This is a genomic window from Marinomonas colpomeniae (assembly GCF_014803385.1).
GTDB lineage: Bacteria > Pseudomonadota > Gammaproteobacteria > Pseudomonadales > Marinomonadaceae > Marinomonas > Marinomonas colpomeniae.
On record NZ_JACYFC010000002.1, the window covers coordinates 603073 to 620361 of the forward strand.

16 protein-coding genes are annotated in these 17289 nt (G+C 41.1%); 5 read left to right on the plus strand and 11 right to left on the minus strand.

The genetic code is table 11. The features are described from left to right. Positions 1–181 precede the first annotated feature (181 nt). The 11 genes from IF202_RS08055 to IF202_RS08105 form a co-directional block, all read right to left on the minus strand. Positions 182–985, minus strand: coding sequence for a UDP-2,3-diacylglucosamine diphosphatase (locus IF202_RS08055; protein ID WP_191594360.1), 804 nt, complete (start codon positions 983–985; stop codon positions 182–184). 101 nt (positions 986–1086) lie between these two features. Then, positions 1087–2859 carry a GGDEF domain-containing protein gene (locus IF202_RS08060; protein WP_191594361.1) on the minus strand — a complete coding sequence of 591 codons (1773 nt, stop codon included), beginning with the start codon at positions 2857–2859 and terminating at the stop codon, positions 1087–1089. A 303-nt stretch (positions 2860–3162) separates the two neighbouring features. Continuing rightward, positions 3163–3336, minus strand: coding sequence for a hypothetical protein (locus IF202_RS08065; protein ID WP_191594362.1), 174 nt, complete (start codon positions 3334–3336; stop codon positions 3163–3165). 111 nt (positions 3337–3447) lie between these two features. Continuing rightward, positions 3448–4476: an LPP20 family lipoprotein gene (locus IF202_RS08070; RefSeq protein WP_191594363.1), complete on the minus strand. Its 1029-nt coding sequence runs from the start codon at positions 4474–4476 to the stop codon at positions 3448–3450. Positions 4477–4478: 2 nt separating this feature from the next. Then, on the minus strand, positions 4479–5108 hold the full coding sequence (locus tag IF202_RS08075; RefSeq protein WP_191594364.1) for a penicillin-binding protein activator LpoB: 630 nt from the start codon (positions 5106–5108) through the stop codon (positions 4479–4481). Between the two features lie 61 nt (positions 5109–5169). Next, positions 5170–6837, minus strand: a complete 1668-nt coding sequence (locus IF202_RS08080) for a hypothetical protein (protein WP_191594365.1) — start codon at positions 6835–6837, stop codon at positions 5170–5172. A gap of 248 nt (positions 6838–7085) precedes the next feature. Beyond that, positions 7086–7568, minus strand: a complete 483-nt coding sequence (secB, locus tag IF202_RS08085; protein WP_191594366.1) for a protein-export chaperone SecB — start codon at positions 7566–7568, stop codon at positions 7086–7088. 85 nt (positions 7569–7653) lie between these two features. Then, positions 7654–7905, minus strand: a complete 252-nt coding sequence (gene grxC, locus IF202_RS08090) for a glutaredoxin 3 (protein WP_191594367.1) — start codon at positions 7903–7905, stop codon at positions 7654–7656. Positions 7906–7915: 10 nt separating this feature from the next. Beyond that, positions 7916–8350, minus strand: coding sequence for a rhodanese-like domain-containing protein (locus tag IF202_RS08095; protein WP_191594368.1), 435 nt, complete (start codon positions 8348–8350; stop codon positions 7916–7918). A gap of 166 nt (positions 8351–8516) precedes the next feature. Then, on the minus strand, positions 8517–9317 hold the full coding sequence (locus tag IF202_RS08100) for a DUF1338 domain-containing protein (RefSeq protein WP_191594369.1): 801 nt from the start codon (positions 9315–9317) through the stop codon (positions 8517–8519). Positions 9318–9430: 113 nt separating this feature from the next. Further along, complete coding sequence (locus tag IF202_RS08105) at positions 9431–10285, minus strand: LysR family transcriptional regulator (RefSeq protein WP_191594370.1); 855 nt, start codon at positions 10283–10285, stop codon at positions 9431–9433. A 180-nt stretch (positions 10286–10465) separates the two neighbouring features. Between IF202_RS08105 and amaB the strand changes: the two genes are divergently transcribed. From amaB to IF202_RS08130, 5 genes are all read left to right on the plus strand, one after another. Further along, positions 10466–12010 carry an L-piperidine-6-carboxylate dehydrogenase gene (gene amaB, locus IF202_RS08110; protein WP_191594371.1) on the plus strand — a complete coding sequence of 515 codons (1545 nt, stop codon included), beginning with the start codon at positions 10466–10468 and terminating at the stop codon, positions 12008–12010. Between the two features lie 133 nt (positions 12011–12143). Beyond that, positions 12144–13415: an NAD(P)/FAD-dependent oxidoreductase gene (locus IF202_RS08115; protein WP_191594372.1), complete on the plus strand. Its 1272-nt coding sequence runs from the start codon at positions 12144–12146 to the stop codon at positions 13413–13415. A gap of 134 nt (positions 13416–13549) precedes the next feature. Then, positions 13550–14452 (plus strand): LysR substrate-binding domain-containing protein, encoded by a 903-nt coding sequence (locus IF202_RS08120; RefSeq protein WP_191594373.1) that lies wholly within the window; start codon positions 13550–13552, stop codon positions 14450–14452. Between the two features lie 101 nt (positions 14453–14553). Beyond that, entirely contained in the window at positions 14554–16083 is a 1530-nt protein-coding gene (gene gpmI, locus IF202_RS08125) for a 2,3-bisphosphoglycerate-independent phosphoglycerate mutase (RefSeq protein ID WP_191594374.1), read from the plus strand. 30 nt (positions 16084–16113) lie between these two features. Further along, positions 16114–17226, plus strand: coding sequence for a murein hydrolase activator EnvC family protein (locus tag IF202_RS08130; RefSeq protein WP_206705423.1), 1113 nt, complete (start codon positions 16114–16116; stop codon positions 17224–17226). The last annotated feature ends 63 nt before the right edge of the window (positions 17227–17289 follow it).

A 17289-nucleotide genomic window follows, 5' to 3' on the forward strand; every position in this document is an offset into this window, starting at 1 on the left:
ACATAGCACAGTATTTAACAAGTGCATCATAATCACAGACTTCGATTACTGGGGCTGCTTACTCTTCGCTCGTTCCTCATTGCACTTTAAAAAAACCATATACGGACGTTAACTCATTCCCCACAAACACCATTACTCATAATTGAATGAACTTCCTAACACAGTCCACGATTCCAACCATTTAGCTGTTGGAAGGAATCGGCTCATAGCCCCAATCTTCTGCTTTTGGTTCTGTCGCGAGTATTTTAGGTTGTTCTGACCAATGTAATAAACTCAGTTCGCCAGAAGTGGATTCGGTTAGCGCGGTGCAATGTTCAACCCAGTCTCCATCGTTACAGTAAAGGATGTCGTCTTTCATTCTGAATGAGGCAAAGTGAATGTGGCCGCAAATATAGCCGTCTACTTTTTGGTTTTTAGCGGATTTTAAGGCCGCAGTTTCGAAGCGTTCGATGAATTCTTTGGCTTTGCTGATGTGGCTTTTCAAATAACCAGCGAGTGACCAGTATGGCAAACCAACAAACCGTCTGACGCCATTTATCCATTGGTTCAGTGACAACATGACGCCGTGTGCTTTGTCTCCTATGGCCAGCATGAGAGGGCTTATTTTTACCATCTGATCGAATTCATCACCGTGGCTAACATGGAAAGTTCGACCATCTGCCGTTTTATGGCGAGCGTGCATTTTAATATCAATGCCTGACAAGGTTTGCCCTACGAATTGACGGAAGAATGCGTCATGGTTTCCAGGAATGTAAATGACCTTGGTTCCGGATTTCGCCATGCTTAAGACTTGCTCAACCACTTGGTGGTGAGTATCAATAAAATAGGCTTTATGGCGCATCTCTTGTAAGTCGATAATATCGCCAACTAAATAAAGCGTGTCTGTTTGAATGCTTTTCAAGAAATCCAATAAGTGAACAGCTTGGCAAGCCTTGGTACCTAAGTGAACGTCGGAAATAAATACGGATCTGAATGTTGTCTGCATAAACACGCCCCAATGATGAGTGATTAGACTGAGTTATTTCCAGACTAATAGGTGTTTATGACAGCCCTGTGTGTTCTTTATGACATTTTAAACACAACAGATTAGATGGCTGATTTATACGGTAAGTCTTTTGAAGATATATGTAGATAGACGCAATTTCCACCCTTGTCTTTGGCTAGTTTTTTGGCCTTAGCTGCTTTTTCAGCAACTTGATGTTGGTTTTTACATTCTGTAACGTCCGGTTTAAAGACACCAATAGCTAAGCTTAATATGTCATGAAAAGCCATTTCCCCTTTCCGGTTCTTGGTCCAAACACCATTTTCTTTCAGGTTATCTTCAGAATAAAAAATAGTAATTTTCTGAGCGAAAGCAGATAAGATTTGTTCACATTGTTGTTTCCAGTTTTGCTCACCAAAAATAACCACAAAATCATCGCCGCCAATATGACCTATAAAATTATTAACCGGTGAAACTACGTCTTTTATTAATGAGCCAAGCAATTGAATAACAGCATCGCCTTTTGAATAGCCAAAGAAGTCATTAAAAGGTTTGAAGTCGTTTAAATCAAAGTACGCGACATGGAACTCTTCTTTAGCGGAAAGGCGGCGGCTTACTTCATTGTGGATAGGTACATTTCCAGGCAATAAAGTTAATGGGTTTGAATACGTCGCCGTTTGAATTTTCAATTCGGTAATACGTTTTAATAGATCCCTTAAATGACCTGTACCAATAAACTTGCCATCGCGTACAACAATAATTTCATTGTTAAGAATATCCGTGTCTTGATCTGTCATTAATGTTGAAACATCTGAAAGGCTGGTATTGCTTTCAACAATAAGCATGTCGTCGCTGAGCATGTGAGTAACGGGTTTATGTTCATAAAGTGCTCGGCCATAAGGTGTGGAAAGTGTTTCATGGAATTGGTTACGACGTACCACTCCAATTGGTGCTCCGCTTTGATCAATTACTGGAATAGCAGCAAGATCTTTGTGTGTCTTAAAATACTCAGAAACGTCACCTAGCAAACTTGTTTCATATAGCGCTGTTGTTGGACGACATAACGTTTGAACGGTTTCAGAGTGATCTACTTGGAACTGTTCGCGCCTCTGTCCTTGTTTTTCTAAGTACGTATTGGTTGAAAAGTTAGGCGTGTCGGTAGGGCGACCTAAATAATAGCCTTGTCCAAGTTTGACGCCAATTTCGATTAATTGATCGAGTTCTTGCTTAGTCTCGATTCCTTCTGCAATGAGCTTACAATTTAGACGTTGGGCGATGGTTAAAATAGAGCGAACGAACTCTCGTTTAATCTCATCCGTATCGATATTTTTAATAAAGTGTTTATCTATTTTGACTATGTCAGGTTGTAACTCTGACCAAAGCTGTAACCCGGAATAACCTACGCCTAGATCGTCAATAGCGACTTGAAATCCCATTTTACGATAATGATCAACGCTGCTGCGAGGCAAGCCATTATGGTCGTAAGGGTGTTGCTCTGAAAGTTCAATAACGATGTCTTTTTGGTTTAAACCTAACTCATTAAGAATAGACAGAGTCATGCCAGATTGATGGTCAGGAGACCCTAATAGAGAGGCGCTGACGTTAAGAAATAAACGGCCTTTTAATGATAATGTTGAAAATTTAGATAAGGCTTTTTCACGACAAAGAAGTTCCAGTTTGTGTAACTTCTCTTCTTGTGTTGCTAGGGAAAACAATGGATCTGGAGAAAATAAAGTGGTGTTTTTAGGACCACGAGAAAGCGCTTCGTGTCCGTAAATTTTTCCATTACTTAGATTGTAAATAGGTTGGAAATAAGGTGTGATTAATCCGTTTTTAAGGATGTCTTCCAGTAATGCAGCATCATCAGTTTTACTCATGTTCTCTCAATGTCATCTAAGTTAGAAAATAACGTAAACAATAGCTTATGTCGTATTTATGACACTCTGGTTACAGTAATATTTTGATGAGTAATGGATCACTAGAAACAGAAGAAATTGAGCGAAGAGGCGAGAGCGTTTTATTTAGGTTTTAGATTATTTAAATAGGATATAGTAAATAATAGAAGCGATTAAGCCCAGTTACCGGATCGATATTTTTATTGTTACCTTTCGATCATCGGGAACATTGAGTTTAACTATATTACTTTTCTTGTACTGAACTGTTTAGCTTTTTGTTAAATCCTATGCTGACTTTAATGGGTGGCTAATAGTATGAGTTGCAAAGAAAGCTTTTACACTTACAATCGCTTTTTTGATGACAACAGCGTAATAAGCACGACGTAATTCATATGCTTGTTCAACATAGAAATCAGCATCAATATTGCCAAAATTGTCATATTTCAAATTGTTTTTCATGATGATTCTCCTAAATATTAAGTCATATTTGACTGTTGTTATTGTAGGAGTTGACTTATCGTTCAGCAAACGATCAAATTTCAGCTTATAGGTTAGAAAAATTCACTCTTTCTATTTTAAACGGGTTAACCAAACGAACATAGCTTCAATTGCTTGCAGTGACCAATTTTGAGTGGCGTTGCCTTCAGCTGCTTGTTTCGTTCTGGCTATCCCTCTGGCACTTACTTCCCATGAGGCAAGACGATCACCCGTTGGGCCGATTAGTTCCAATGTACCGTCCTCAAATACATAAAAGCGACCTGATTGCGTTTCATTGTGTTGAGTTGTCGTACTTTTTAATGTGAATAATGAGTTACTTTTAGGCGTCAGTCCGTACTGAGATAGAGCGCTAGATAGCTCGTTCGATTGTTTTGTTGTTGACGTATCAAAGCCATAGGTGAAGAGAGCTTGCCCAAGTTGTTGTTCTATATCTTGGATATCTTGGTCTGCTGTACTAGCCAGTGTTCGCTCTGTGGAGTAAAGGCTTAGCTCATCTTGATAGGATTTTCGTTGTGCAAAATGAGGGATCAACCCCATATACGTTTGCCAGTCTTGTTGTGCTGGTGGTTGATTACTGTCTGTACTCAAACGCTTCGCTTGGTCTCGAATTTTGCTGTCTAGTTCGGTTAACGCTAGGCGGAGTTTAGCCACAATACGAGAGCGATCGATCGATTGAAGTGCGTATACATAGTTTGTGTGAGCAAAGCGTTTTTCATTGACCGCTTGCTCTAGCTCTATAGGCGCTGTTGTGACTTGAGTGTACGCTGTGTGTACTTTAGAAACCTGTTCGCTTCCTTGTCCCGATGATGCCACTGTTGTGTCTTGCGTATTAACTTGGCTTACTTGAGTTCGCAATTGTTGTGCGATTTGAGCATTGCCATTTTGCTCTGCTTGAGTAAACGCTAATGCAATGTTTTCAATACGTGCAGAGCTGCCAACACCATAAAGATAGGTGCTGTCTTTTGGTGGTGATGTTACCCAGTTTGGCAATGACTCGGCAGACTCTTTTTTGGTATCTGAACCAAGACACCCCGTTAAACTGGCAAGTAGGCCTAGGGTCAATAGCCAGTTTAACGGTTTAGGAATCAAGGGAGGTATCATGTTTAAAAGAAGCCTTTATCAGCCAGTTTTTTGAGTTTCTTTTGGCCATTCCATACTTCGCGGTTAGTGGTCATATCGATCAATTTCAAATCTACTTGATAGAAACTAACTCGTTGGTCACCATTAGAATCCACTATTGAGTTGATCGTACCTGAAAGGGCAAAACCAGCCCCTTGTTCTAAACCAAATTTAGCCACTGTATCTGGCGCAGCGTTAAGTTCTTGCTCTTCACGCTCAGTACGAATTTCATCGCGCTCTGCTCCTGAAACAACAAAGTCAACTTTTCCTGCTCGTAATAAACTGCGTTTGATGTCATTGACGAAGGTATCAACAGGTATATGTTCAGAGGTTTTATTGCGAATGGTTTGGACAATAACGGTTGGGTTTCCTTTCTGGCTAAAATTGTAATCTCGGAACCAAGGGAAGGTTAGCATATCCCCCATCATTTCTTCTGCAACAAGGCGCGAATCTGTATCGTTCCAACGATCTGAAAGCATGATGTCTTCATCAGTACTAACACGTTCTACGCTGCCGCTAGAGCATGCGGTTAATACAACAGCCATAAAGAATATGAAAATACTCTTTAGTGAAAATTGTGTCCATTTTAACTGGGCTAGTTGACTCATATTCATAATACTTTCCTTATATGTTTTTTGTCGTGATGTTCAACAATTAATATTGAGTGTAATCAATTTAGTTTGGATTGCGTAGGTTCCAGACCTTAATTTCATTTGTTTCTAAAGCAATTTTTCCAAGAGAAAAACGCTTTTTATTGGTGTTATAATCCGGTGAGTAGTCCCCTGGAGGAAGAGGTTCTCTAGTGAGCCTAACTTGAGCTGGTAATGTTAGCCAATTGCGCGTATCTGCTGACGATGAGGCGAACACGGCTATCTGACCAATAAGACCTAATAAAAGGCTGGCACCTTCATCCTTTACGTTTGCCGACACTTGATAAGCAAGCCAACTACGGAACATTTCTCGTATTAACCCTTCGTAAATATCACGCTGTGCGATGGCTAGTTGTTCTTGAAAAGCAATATCGGCAAGTGATGTCATTCTTAAACTGCCGTTTGTACTTGAATTTCGAGAACCAGGAATATTGAGTTTTGGCTGTTGCTTATCTAACGTGAAACGGTGGTAATAAGGAACCGTTACTCGAATAGCTTGCCCTTCAAGTAAATTGTCTACATTTAGATCATCAAGCTGTTGCCAAACCGTGCGGCCAAGAATCACTCGTTTAGTAAAGATACCGGTTAGGCTTCCCCATGCTCCACCGACTTTATAGTTAGCAATTAAATTGAGTGGATTTATGTCGGCATACGCCATAGTGAACCAGCGGAATGCATCGTTCTCTTCTGCTCTTCCGCCACCGTGAAGTGGTTGAAGTACTAACGAATAAGAGCGTGGATCTGCATGCAGTAAGAGTGTCATTTCACTTTTTGCTGGAATAAAGCCTTGATGCTCTAAGACAACTAATTCAGCGTCACCATCATGATATTGCTTGAGTGTGTCTTGCATTTTTGCAGACAGCTTTGCTTGGCTTTTTTGTTGTATCTCATCTTGACTAAATCCACCTTTTTGCATCATGCGAATAGTATCTAACCAAGCGCGTTCGGCGGTTAAATCAGATAAGTCGTATTGTTTAGCGTAGCCAGACTCGTAAAGCTCGGCCGATTTCTGATAACTGATTCGTGCATCATCGTATTCGTTGCTGATCTCGTACTGCAATCCTTCCATGTAGCGACCCCAAGCATCATCACGATAGAGAAATTGGTCTGTGTCTCTGCCGCCTGTATAAAAACCACCTAACCAGTTAAGTGCCTTTAAATAGAATGCTTGGTTTTTTTTGTCATTTAAGTCTTGGTAGCTTGGGGTTTGAGCGCGAATTTCATTGAGTTTGATGTCGATGCGACGGGTTTCAACTAAGGCCGCATCTTTCAGTCTGAGTTTTTCTTTTGCAGTGTTGGCTTGCTCGGCTAGAGCTAAGTAGTTAAGCGATTTCAAATAGCTAATATAAACTCTTTCTAGACCACTGCCTTCATAGTTGCCTTGTCTCGGGTTACTGAGTAAAGCCCAAGAGCGGTTAGAAAAGCTATTTTTTAAAAAAGTATCACTAAGTCTGTCCGCTTTTTCTAATAAAGCGTTACTGCGAACGAAGTCGCCTTGATTTTGAGCAAGAGTCCCTGTTTCTAAATAATACAGTAACTGGTCTTGAGGGTTATCTAATACATCTTCGAGAACGCTTTCAGCTTCTTGCCAATCGCCCTCTTTTGCTAGACTTAGGCCTTCGTCAATGTCTTGTTTATAGGTTGCGCAGCCGCTTAGTAGAGCGACGGTAATCCAAAGAATGCCCCATTTCACGCTACATACCCTTTTCTAAAAATTGGTTAGCAAGCAATACGCCAAACAGTGCAAAGCAGCTTAAGTAGAGTATTAACCAACGAGCTTTCAGGCAATATGGACAAGGCTTTTTCTTTTTCATCACACATTCCATTTTAACGGATGATATTTAAAGGCATTAGATAGCTATTATGCTATAAAAAAAAGAGGCTTGAAGCCTCCTTTTTTTAGTGTTTTCTAGACGGATTCATTATCAACAAGTGTGTTTCTTACTGTGTTGTTTCTGCTTGTTGCTTTTGTAGGCTTTCTAGATAAAGAGCATCAAAGTTGATCGGTGCAAGCATTATCGCAGGGAAACTGCCTTTAACCACAACAGCATCGATGTTCTCACGAGCGTATGGGAAAAGTGTTGCAGGACAAAAAGCGCCTAAAGCATGGTGTAGTTGCTGATCATCAAGACCAGAAATGGTAAATAAACCACCTTGCTGAATCTCTACTAAGTAGCCTGCTTCGCCATTGTTTTTAACAGTAACCGTAATATGTAATACGATTTCAAAGACATTTTCGCCAACTTGACGGCTTTTAGTGTTTAGTTCTAAGCCAACTTCAGGTTTCCATTCTTCTTGAAAAACCATTGGAGAGCGAGGTGATTCAAAAGAAATATCTTTTAAGAAAACACGTTGCATAGACAACTGTGGCGTTGACGTTTCTTGTGTTTCTGCTGCTGTGTTCACTTCTGTAGTATCAGACATGACTTTTCCTTTTTATATTTTAAATAACGTATTACTACTAATTCGTTTGAATAAACGCACTAATATTTCATGAAAAAAACGGCTATTACGCGAGTAAACCGTCGAGTGCGTCTTTGCGTTCAAGATCATAAAGTTCATCGCAGCCGCCAACATGCTTCTCGCCAATCCAAATTTGAGGAACGGAAGTGCGTCCGCTTTTTTTGGTCATTTCTTGGCGAAGTTTGTTGTTACCGTCAACGTTAATTTCATTAAACGCAACGTTTTTAGATGATAGAAGCTGTTTTGCTCTTGTGCAAAAAGGGCAATAATTACTTGAATAAATGGTAACCGTGGCCATGATTTTTTTCCTATCCTTTTACTAACGGCAAGTTAGATGACTGCCATTCAGCAATCCCGCCTTGAAGTTTATACACCTTGGTAAAGCCTTCTTTCTTTAGCTCTTTTGCTGTTGTGCCAGAGGTGATGCCTGATTTACATACAATAATGATTGGGGCATCTTTGTGTTTCTCAAGGCGATTTAGGTTTTCTTTCATCTTAGCGGCAGGGATATTTAATGCGCCTGTGATGTAACCTGTACTGAATTCTTTAGCAGGACGAGTGTCAACAATGACAGCGTCTTCTGTATTCATTAGGTTAGTTGCTGCAGAAGGAGATAGACCTTGCGCACCGTTTTTACTCTCGTAAAAAAGTACGGCTGCTAGGATTGCCAGAAATACAGCAACCATCTCCCAGTTGTTGGTAGCAAATTCAATAAATTGATTCATCATAATTTTAACGCCCATATAAAAATTACCAGCATTATACACAGCCAGAAGAGCCGGTACATACTAACAAGTGTTGATACTCTCAGGGAAAGGTGACAAAAATAGGATAAGTTGTGATGTTTGGGATTAAGAACTATAAAAAGAGCCACTGTAGCCCTTTTTATAGTGATGTACCGATAGCGAACTAGCTGTTGGTTGAATCGAAAATCTTGTCAGCGTTACCTTCAATAAAACTATCGAATAAAACGCCATTTGGTTGAATGTGGCGGCGTGCAAACTCATAAAAGCAACTTGGAATCGTTTTTTGAGTGTTTCCTGCAAACCGGTAAGAGATTTTGTCTGCCATTGTAGAGGATTGCTCTAGGAAGGATTGAGGCGTGCCTTTTACCAAACCACCCACTTCGTTTAGAGCGTAACCTTCTTTAATTAGTAACTGATTAACTTCTTCAATAGTTTGGTAGTTTTTTAAATGATTAATGCTAACGGTGAAGTGGTTGGCTTGCAGCCCCATAGTAGATAACCAAGCGGCATATTCACTGTGCTCTGCTAGGATTAAATATTCCTCTTCAGTGGGTGTGTTCCATAAAATTCCTGACCAAAAAACATCGGGTGTTTGAACGGCATCAGTTGGAATTTGCGCAATGTACTTCCCAATAATATCTTGGCAATGTTGAGGTAATTCTTCTACTAATAACTCAGATAAAAAGATCTTCGGTGAATCGGCATTGGTTTCGTGCTTATAGCAGCGAGCTTTTAAATGTTTACTCTCAAAAAGAAAGGCGCCATAAGGTTTGTAGCCAATCGCTTCAAGTTGAGGTTCTAATTTTTCCAAAGAAATTGGCGAGTTATTAAAAGTCCGGAAGGCTACATGGTCATTTAATACGGTTTCACCAAGATTTTCAAAAAGCTGATGGATACGTTTAGCTTGAGGTGTGATTTGTGTGTAGTTTTCCCACAAAGCACTAAAAAAATTAGAAGGTGTCATAGGATTTCCTGCAATGTAATTAGGTTGTTGAAAGTACTTTAATCCAGTCATTAGCAATAACGCAAAAGGTAAAAATGTATTTCATGATGCATAAAAGTATTGCGAGAGACACTTTATGTAGGCGTTTTATTAACTAACAGTTGTTGTTTGGCCGCTAAAATAGTGTTGATAAGGAGTGCTGGAAAACTGCGTTCTTTTTTGTGAGCTAAACCTACCATGCGCTTTAATTTAACATCATTGAGTGTTCGTAAGCATAAATCACTGCGGCCACGGGCAGAATGCTCAGGTATTAATGAAATTCCTAATCCTGCCGCAACCAAATCAAGGGCATACTCTTCTGTTTTTACTTGTGCCCGAACATCTGTGGTTAGCTTTTGTTTCTGCATTAAATAGTTCCACGATTCTAAAATGTCGCAAGGTGTGCGAGATATAAAAGGTTGTTTATCTATCTGCTTGATCGATATAGAAGGAAAGTCAGTAAGCCAATGATCAAGAGGCATTGCAATCACGTAATCGTCTTCCCAGAGAGGATAAAAAACATCTTCCTCTGTCGTATGGCGACTACAGGTGAAACGTAGGTCGGCACTTTCTGATTCATCGACGAGCTTAAGTGTAAGTGTAGATACTTCATCTAACATGGTTTTGATGACCTGACTAATGAGCGCGCCAGATAAGAAGGGCGCAAGCGAAATAGATAAAGCAAGTGGAGCCGGTGAATCTATAAATAGGCTGCGCATTGAACTAAGGTCATTAACCATTTTACATGCATGAGGGTATAGCTGTGCGCCGCTGTCTGTTGGTGACACTCCTTTTGAATGTCGAACAAATAACTTAGTTCCTAGATCTTCTTCAAGTCGCGCCACAGTCGTTGAGATAGAAGGCTGGGCAACAAAACAGCGTTTAGCGGCAGTGCTAAGGCTTCGCTCTTCGTAAACAGCAATAAAGTAACGCAGTGATCGGATGTCCATTTTTTTAATCTTCTTTTTCTAAAATAGTATGTTGTTAAATATACCTATAGAAGTATGTCGTTAGCTATAGGTAAAAACTAGACCACTAGCAGAAAAACGGTATTTCTCATTATTGAATGAGCTGGTTATTGTGGAAGGAGTTAATTCTTATTTATAAACACATTTATTAAGAGGTTTCACATGTCATTAGCTTGCTTAGACGTATTGGGTATTAATACCTTAAAACAAGGCGACACATATTTTAGCGTTTTAACAGGTAATACAACCGTATTGGGTGAAGGTAGTGCTTTTTCTGCGCACAGCCCTATTGATGGTGCGAAACTGTCTACTTTTAATAACGCGACTGCGGCTCAACTTGATAAAGTGAATGCTGAATTAAAAGACGCTTTTAAAGTACTACGCACTATTCCTGCGCCGCGCCGTGGTGAGTTGGTTCGACGTATTGGTGATGAAGCACGTAAATACAAAAATGAATTAGCACAAGTTATCTCTTTAGAGGCAGGAAAAATTACGCCTGAAGCACTAGGTGAAGTACAAGAGTGGATTGACGTGTGTGACTTCGCTGTTGGTCAATCCCGCATGCTACATGGTTTATCGATTGTGTCTGAGCGTCCAGGACATCGCATGATGGAGCAATGGCAGCCACTAGGTCCTGTTGCCGTTATTACGGCGTTCAACTTTCCAATGGCGGTTTGGGCTTGGAATACAATGTTAGGTCTTGTTTGTGGCGACCCTGTTTTACTAAAACCATCTGAAAAAGCGCCTTTATGTGCATTGGCTATGTATCAAATTGCACAAAACGTTATTGCTGATATGCCGGATATTCCAAAAGCTGCTGTTTCTGTAATGATTGGTGACCGTGATTTAGGCGAAGCTATTGCTGCAAGTGAGACGTTCCCGCTTGTTTCTGCAACAGGCTCTACAGTGATGGGCCGTGCTGTCGCAAAAACAGTTGCTGGTCGATTAGGCCGTTCTTTGTTAGAACTTGGTGGTAATAATGCAATGATCGTTTCTAAATCTGCTGACCTTGACCTTGCACTACGTGCAATCGTCTTCTCCGCAGCGGGAACTGCAGGTCAGCGTTGCACTACTTTACGTCGTCTTATTACTCACGAAAGTGTTGTTGATGGTTTGGTTGCAAGTTTGGCTAAATCCTACGGTTCTCTTCGTGTGGGTAATCCATTGGTAGATGGTAATTTAGTAGGGCCATTAATTGATGAAAGAAGTTTTGACAGCATGCAAGCCGCATTAGAAACGGCGAAGAAACAAGGTGGTGACGTTATTTGTGGTGGTGAGCGTGTAACGGAAAACGTTCCGACTGGCGGTTTTTATGTGAAACCAGCTATTGTTCACATTGCTCATGATGCTCCCATTGTTCATGAGGAAACGTTTGCTCCAATTTTATACGTGTTGACGTACAGTACATTTGAAGAAGCCATTGAGATTCAAAATGAAGTGCCACAAGGGTTATCTTCTGCTGTGTTTACGGAAAGTATGCGCGAAGCGGAATTATTTATGGCGCCTGCAGGTTCTGATTGTGGTATTGCTAATGTTAATATCGGTACGTCAGGTGCAGAAATTGGTGGCGCATTTGGTGGTGAGAAAGAGACTGGTGGCGGTCGCGAGTCTGGTTCAGATGCATGGAGAAATTACATGCGTCGTACAACAAATACAGTGAATTATGGTGGTGACTTACCATTGGCTCAAGGTATTGTTTTTGAGTAAACCGTATTTTTAGTATGTTGTTTATTTTGGTTAATACCTCCCTTTGTACGGCTATTTATAACTATTTAGCCGTACGTTTTTATTCTGTCTCGCTCTAAAGGCGTTAAATGTTTTCGCGTGAGAGGGTTTTGATATGCCTACACAGTTATGTGATTCTTTGTGGCGTGCTAGTTCACCTGCAGCACCAGTATTAACAGCGTTAGAAGGCCGTTTAGAGGTTGACGTAGTCATTGTCGGCGGCGGTTTTACAGGGTTGTCGGCGGCACTGCATATGGCAAAATTAGGCATGTCTGTTGCCGTTGTTGAGGCGCAAGAAGTTGGTTTTGGCGGATCTGGCCGAAATGTTGGTCTTGCTAATGCAGGGCTATGGTTAGAGCCTAATCAGCTAGATGCGTCGATCGGTGCTGAGGCAGGTAGTGTACTTTATAATGCATTAGCGGCTGCGCCTGAGTATGTTTATGGCTTGATCGATGAATATGGTATTCAGTGTGAAGCAACACGTAATGGCACTTTGCATGCTGGTGTCGGTAAAGCTGGATTGGCGCAATTAGAACGACGTTATGAGCAATTGACACTGCGTGGTGCACCAGTTCAGCTCTTGGATGCTGCTGAGGCTCAATCACGTATTGGTTCTGATAAATTTAACTCCGCGTTATTTGATCCACGAGCAGGTACGATTCAACCTTTAGCTTACGCTAGAGGGCTAGCTGAGGCGGCATTGAAAGAGGGTGCCAAATTATTTGAGTTCTCTCCTGTTGATAAGATTGAACCAACGTCAGGCGGGTGGGCTATTTACACAACTAGTGGTGAAGTGCATGCCGAAAAAGTGATTTTGGCGACGAATGCTTATAGCGAATATGGTGTTAAAGAGCAGGCACGTAAATTTGTCCCAATCTTTTATTCTCAACTCGCAAGTAAGCCTTTATCTGATGCTCAATTGGCTAGTATTCTGCCTAATAAGGAAGGTGTTTGGGATACTTGTACTGTAATGAGCTCTTTTCGCCTTGATCAACAAGGTCGCTTGGTATTTGGCGGCATGGGTGGAGAGGGCAATATCTTGTCAAATTGGGCAAGTCAGCGAGTAACAGAATTATTTCCTATTTTAAGTAAAGTGAAGTGGGACTATTGCTGGACAGGAAAAATAGCCTACAGTGAAGATCATTTACCTCACTGTCAGCAGCTGCAAAATGGTTTGTTTAGTGTGGCTGGTTATAGTGGGCGTGGTATTGGGCCTGGTACGGTTGTTGGCGCGGAATTGGCTCAATGGTTCGCAGGACAAAGGGAAAGCCTTTCGATACCAACTACTTTATTGAGAGATATACCTTTTAGAGAGCTGAAACGTATGTTTTATGAAGTAGGGGCGCGCACTTATCATCTTGGGCAGCAGTCACATGCTTTAAGCTAACTGCTTAAAAAATATAATGTATTTTGCCAAAAAACGCATTTTCACAATGCGTTTTTTTGTTTTTACTGTTAGGGAATGACGGTTATATAGGGTACAGTTATTATCTTCCTGTTTTGTTAATGAGTAACGCCTAAATGCGCCGTTATATCCCATCTTCCACTGCTTTAAAGTGTTTTGAAGCTTCTGTTCGGCATCTGAGTTTTACAAAGGCTTCTGAAGAGTTACATCTTACACAAAGTGCTGTGAGTCGTCAGATCCGTAACCTCGAAGAGTTCTTATCACGAGATTTATTCATTCGATTAAATAAACGTCTTGTGCTGACAGGTACGGGAGCGGCTTATTATAAAGAGGTTGTGCCATTACTGGATGGTATGGAGAATGCGTGTTTACGTATGTTACATCGTGAAGATGAAAAAACGACGCTAACCATATCATCTTTACCGACCTTAGCTTCTTATTGGCTAATGCCACGTCTTGCTGAATTTCAAATATCCCATCCTCAGTTTCAAATTAAAGTTCGCTCTTTAGATGACGCGGCTAAAATTGATCCAGAAAGTATCGATATTATTTTGCATTATGGTGGTGATCATTGGCCGCGAGCTGTTTCTCATCAACTGATGAGGGAAAACATGATTGCTGTGTGTTCACCTGATTTGCTGACACGAATTGGTGGGCAGGCACGTAGCGAATGGAAGGTAGAGGATATAACTGAGTTTCCTTTCTTGCATCTGTCTTCACGAATTAATGCTTGGCCTGATTGGATGGTGGCACAAGGGCTTGAGGGAGGTTCGTTTTCAGGAACGTCGTTTGCACATTTTCATATGGTATTAGAGGCTGCAAAAAATGGTATGGGGATTGCCATTCTACCAAATATTCTTGCGGAACGAAGTCTGCAGACAGGAGAGTTAGTTGCTCCTTTCGGTCACCAAATCACTACACCGCATGAATATCTTTTATCGTACCCCGCTGATAAAGCTGATTTAGAACAGGTGATCGTTTTTAGAGACTGGTTATTGGCTAAAATAAAAGACTCATAATTAAAACTAATAGCCTGAATAGAGACTGTGCTCTGTAACAAAATTACAAGCCTGTGGTAGTATCAAGTCATAATCATGAGCAATTTATGGGATAGATTAACATGAACAAAAAGACAACAGCTCTCTTTATCCTTGACGGATGGGGATACAGTGAAACTTCTAAATCTAATGCTATTGCTGCAGCGAACACACCTAACTGGGATGCTCTGTGGAATAATCAGCCGCACACTTTGCTTAAAACATCTGGTTTAGCTGTCGGTTTGCCAGAAGGGCAAATGGGTAATTCTGAAGTGGGTCATATGAATATTGGTGCTGGCCGTGTGGTTTACCAAAACTTTACTCGTATTGGTAAAGCGATCGATGACGGTACTTTTTTTGAAAATGAAGCCTTGGTTAGTGCAATAGATAAAGCGGTTAAGGCTAACAAAGCCGTTCATATTTTAGGTTTGCTTTCTAGCGGTGGTGTACATAGTCACCATGAGCAAATAATGGCAATGTGTGAAATGGCTGCCAAACGTGGCGCGAAAGCGATTTACGTACATGGTTTTACTGATGGCCGTGACACTCCTCCTCGTTCAGCTAAGACACCAGCAGCTGAGTTAGAAGCCAAATTAGCTGAATTAGGCGTAGGTAGAATCGCGACATTGACTGGTCGTTACTACGCAATGGATCGTGATAACCGTTGGGATCGAGTTCAAACTGCATACGATGCAATCGTGTTAGGTAAAGGCCAATTCCAAGCTAAGACGGCAGAAGAGGCGATTCAAGCCGCTTATGACCGTGATGAGAATGACGAGTTTGTTAAAGCCAGTGTTATTGGCGAATCTGCGCCACTACAAGAGGGTGATGCGGTTATTTTTGCTAACTTCCGTCCTGACCGTGCTCGTCAATTAACGAGAGCATTTACTGACGCTGAATTTGATGGTTTTGAGCGTACAGCGCACCCGAAATTAGCGTCTTTTGTTACTTTCACTGAATTTGCTTCTGACATTACCGCGGATGTGGCATTCCCACCTATTGCCTTGAGTAATACCTTGGGTGAAATGTTGGCAAAAGCAGGTAAAAAACAACTTCGTATTGCTGAAACTGAAAAATACGCACATGTAACGTTTTTCTTTAACGGTGGTGAAGAAGCTTTGTTTGAAGGTGAAGAGCGTGAGTTGATTCCATCTCCAAGCGTCGCAACATACGATTTGCAGCCAGAAATGAGCGCGCCAGAAATGACAGATAAACTGGTCGAAGTTATCGAAGCTGGTAAGTACGATACTGTTATTTGTAATTTTGCTAATGGCGATATGGTTGGTCACAGTGGTGTTTTTGATGCTGCAGTTAAAGCTGTTGAAGCGGTTGATTTATGTTTAGGTCGTATCGTTGAGGCATTAAAAATTAACGGCGGCCAATGTTTAATTACCGCAGACCACGGTAATGCAGAGCAAATGTTAAGTGACGATGGCTCCCAACCTCTAACGTCACATACGATAGGTCCTGTGCCTTTGGTTTTGTTTTCGCCAACTACGGGTTTAAGTCTAAAAGAGGGGGCTTTATGTGACCTTGCACCTACCTTGTTAGATATGATGGGAATGGAAAAACCAATTGAAATGACAGGCGTAAGCTTGTTGGCGCGAGTTTAAGTAGTGACGACCATATCCAGATGTTTCACCTTGTGTTTATTCCTGCTGTCCAGTGTTGTCTGGTCGGCAGGTGAGCCGCAAACTCCAGCGGAGGCGAAACAGCAAATCCAAGAATTACAGCAAGATTTGAAAAAATTGGATCGTTGGCTGAAGGATATAAAATCTGAGCGGTCTGGAGTAGAGAAGCAGCTTGAAGCTAAAGAAACAGACATTCAAGAGCTCCTTAAAAAAATACAGACTATTCAAGAGAGTCTTAAAAAAGGAGAAAAGCAGCTGAGCGAATTAAGAGTTCAGCAGCAGTCTCTCCAATTAAGCATTCAGCAGCAGAACGAACAAATAGCCGCCCAATTAAGGGCGGTTTATCGTTCAGGCGATGAAGAAAGTGTGAAGCTATTGTTGAACGGTGGTAATGCGGAAGACTCAGAGCGATTGGTGCAATACAATCGTTATTTTTCAACTGCTAGGCAATCTTTGATTAATGGTTTTATTAATGAAGTAAGTGATCTGAGCTTAGTTGAAAAAAGCATCCGCAGTCATCGTGCACAGCAAGCTAGGGAAGAAGTTGTATTAAAAGAAGAGCGTAGTCGCCTTGCTGGCCAGCAACAAGATCGTCGCAATTTATTAGCCAAATTAGACGGTGATTTGGCAAAAGGTGATAAGCGATCTAAACAATTATTAAGTGATCAGAAAGATTTACAAGAAATGCTTCAGCGTTTAGATGAGGCTCTTGCTGATGTTAAAATACCTGATTTCGAGGTGCCATTTTCCTCTCAGCGAGGGAAGTTGGTACGTCCTTTACGAACTATTTCTAAATTGCCATCTGATGGTGGCATTAACTTAGGCGGTGTAACCCTAAGAACCAAGGAGGGAGAGCCGGTCCATGCAGTTTTTCAAGGTCGAGTTGTTTTTTCAGACTGGATGAGAGGTTTCGGTTTTTTACTTATTTTAGACCATGGCGATGGTTACATGTCGTTGTACGGTTACAATCAAAGTTTATTAAAAGAAGTGGGTGAATGGGTTGGTTCTAACGATGTCGTTGCTATGGCCGGAAGTTCTGGTGGTCGTCCTGATTCTGCTTTGTTTTTTGCAATTCGCCATAATGGCACGCCATTAAAACCACTTTCTTGGGTTGTTTCGGGTTAATTACTCCAAACGATTTTAGAGTAATTGTTGTTAGCTAGAGTATAAAGTGGATACAAAAGTGAT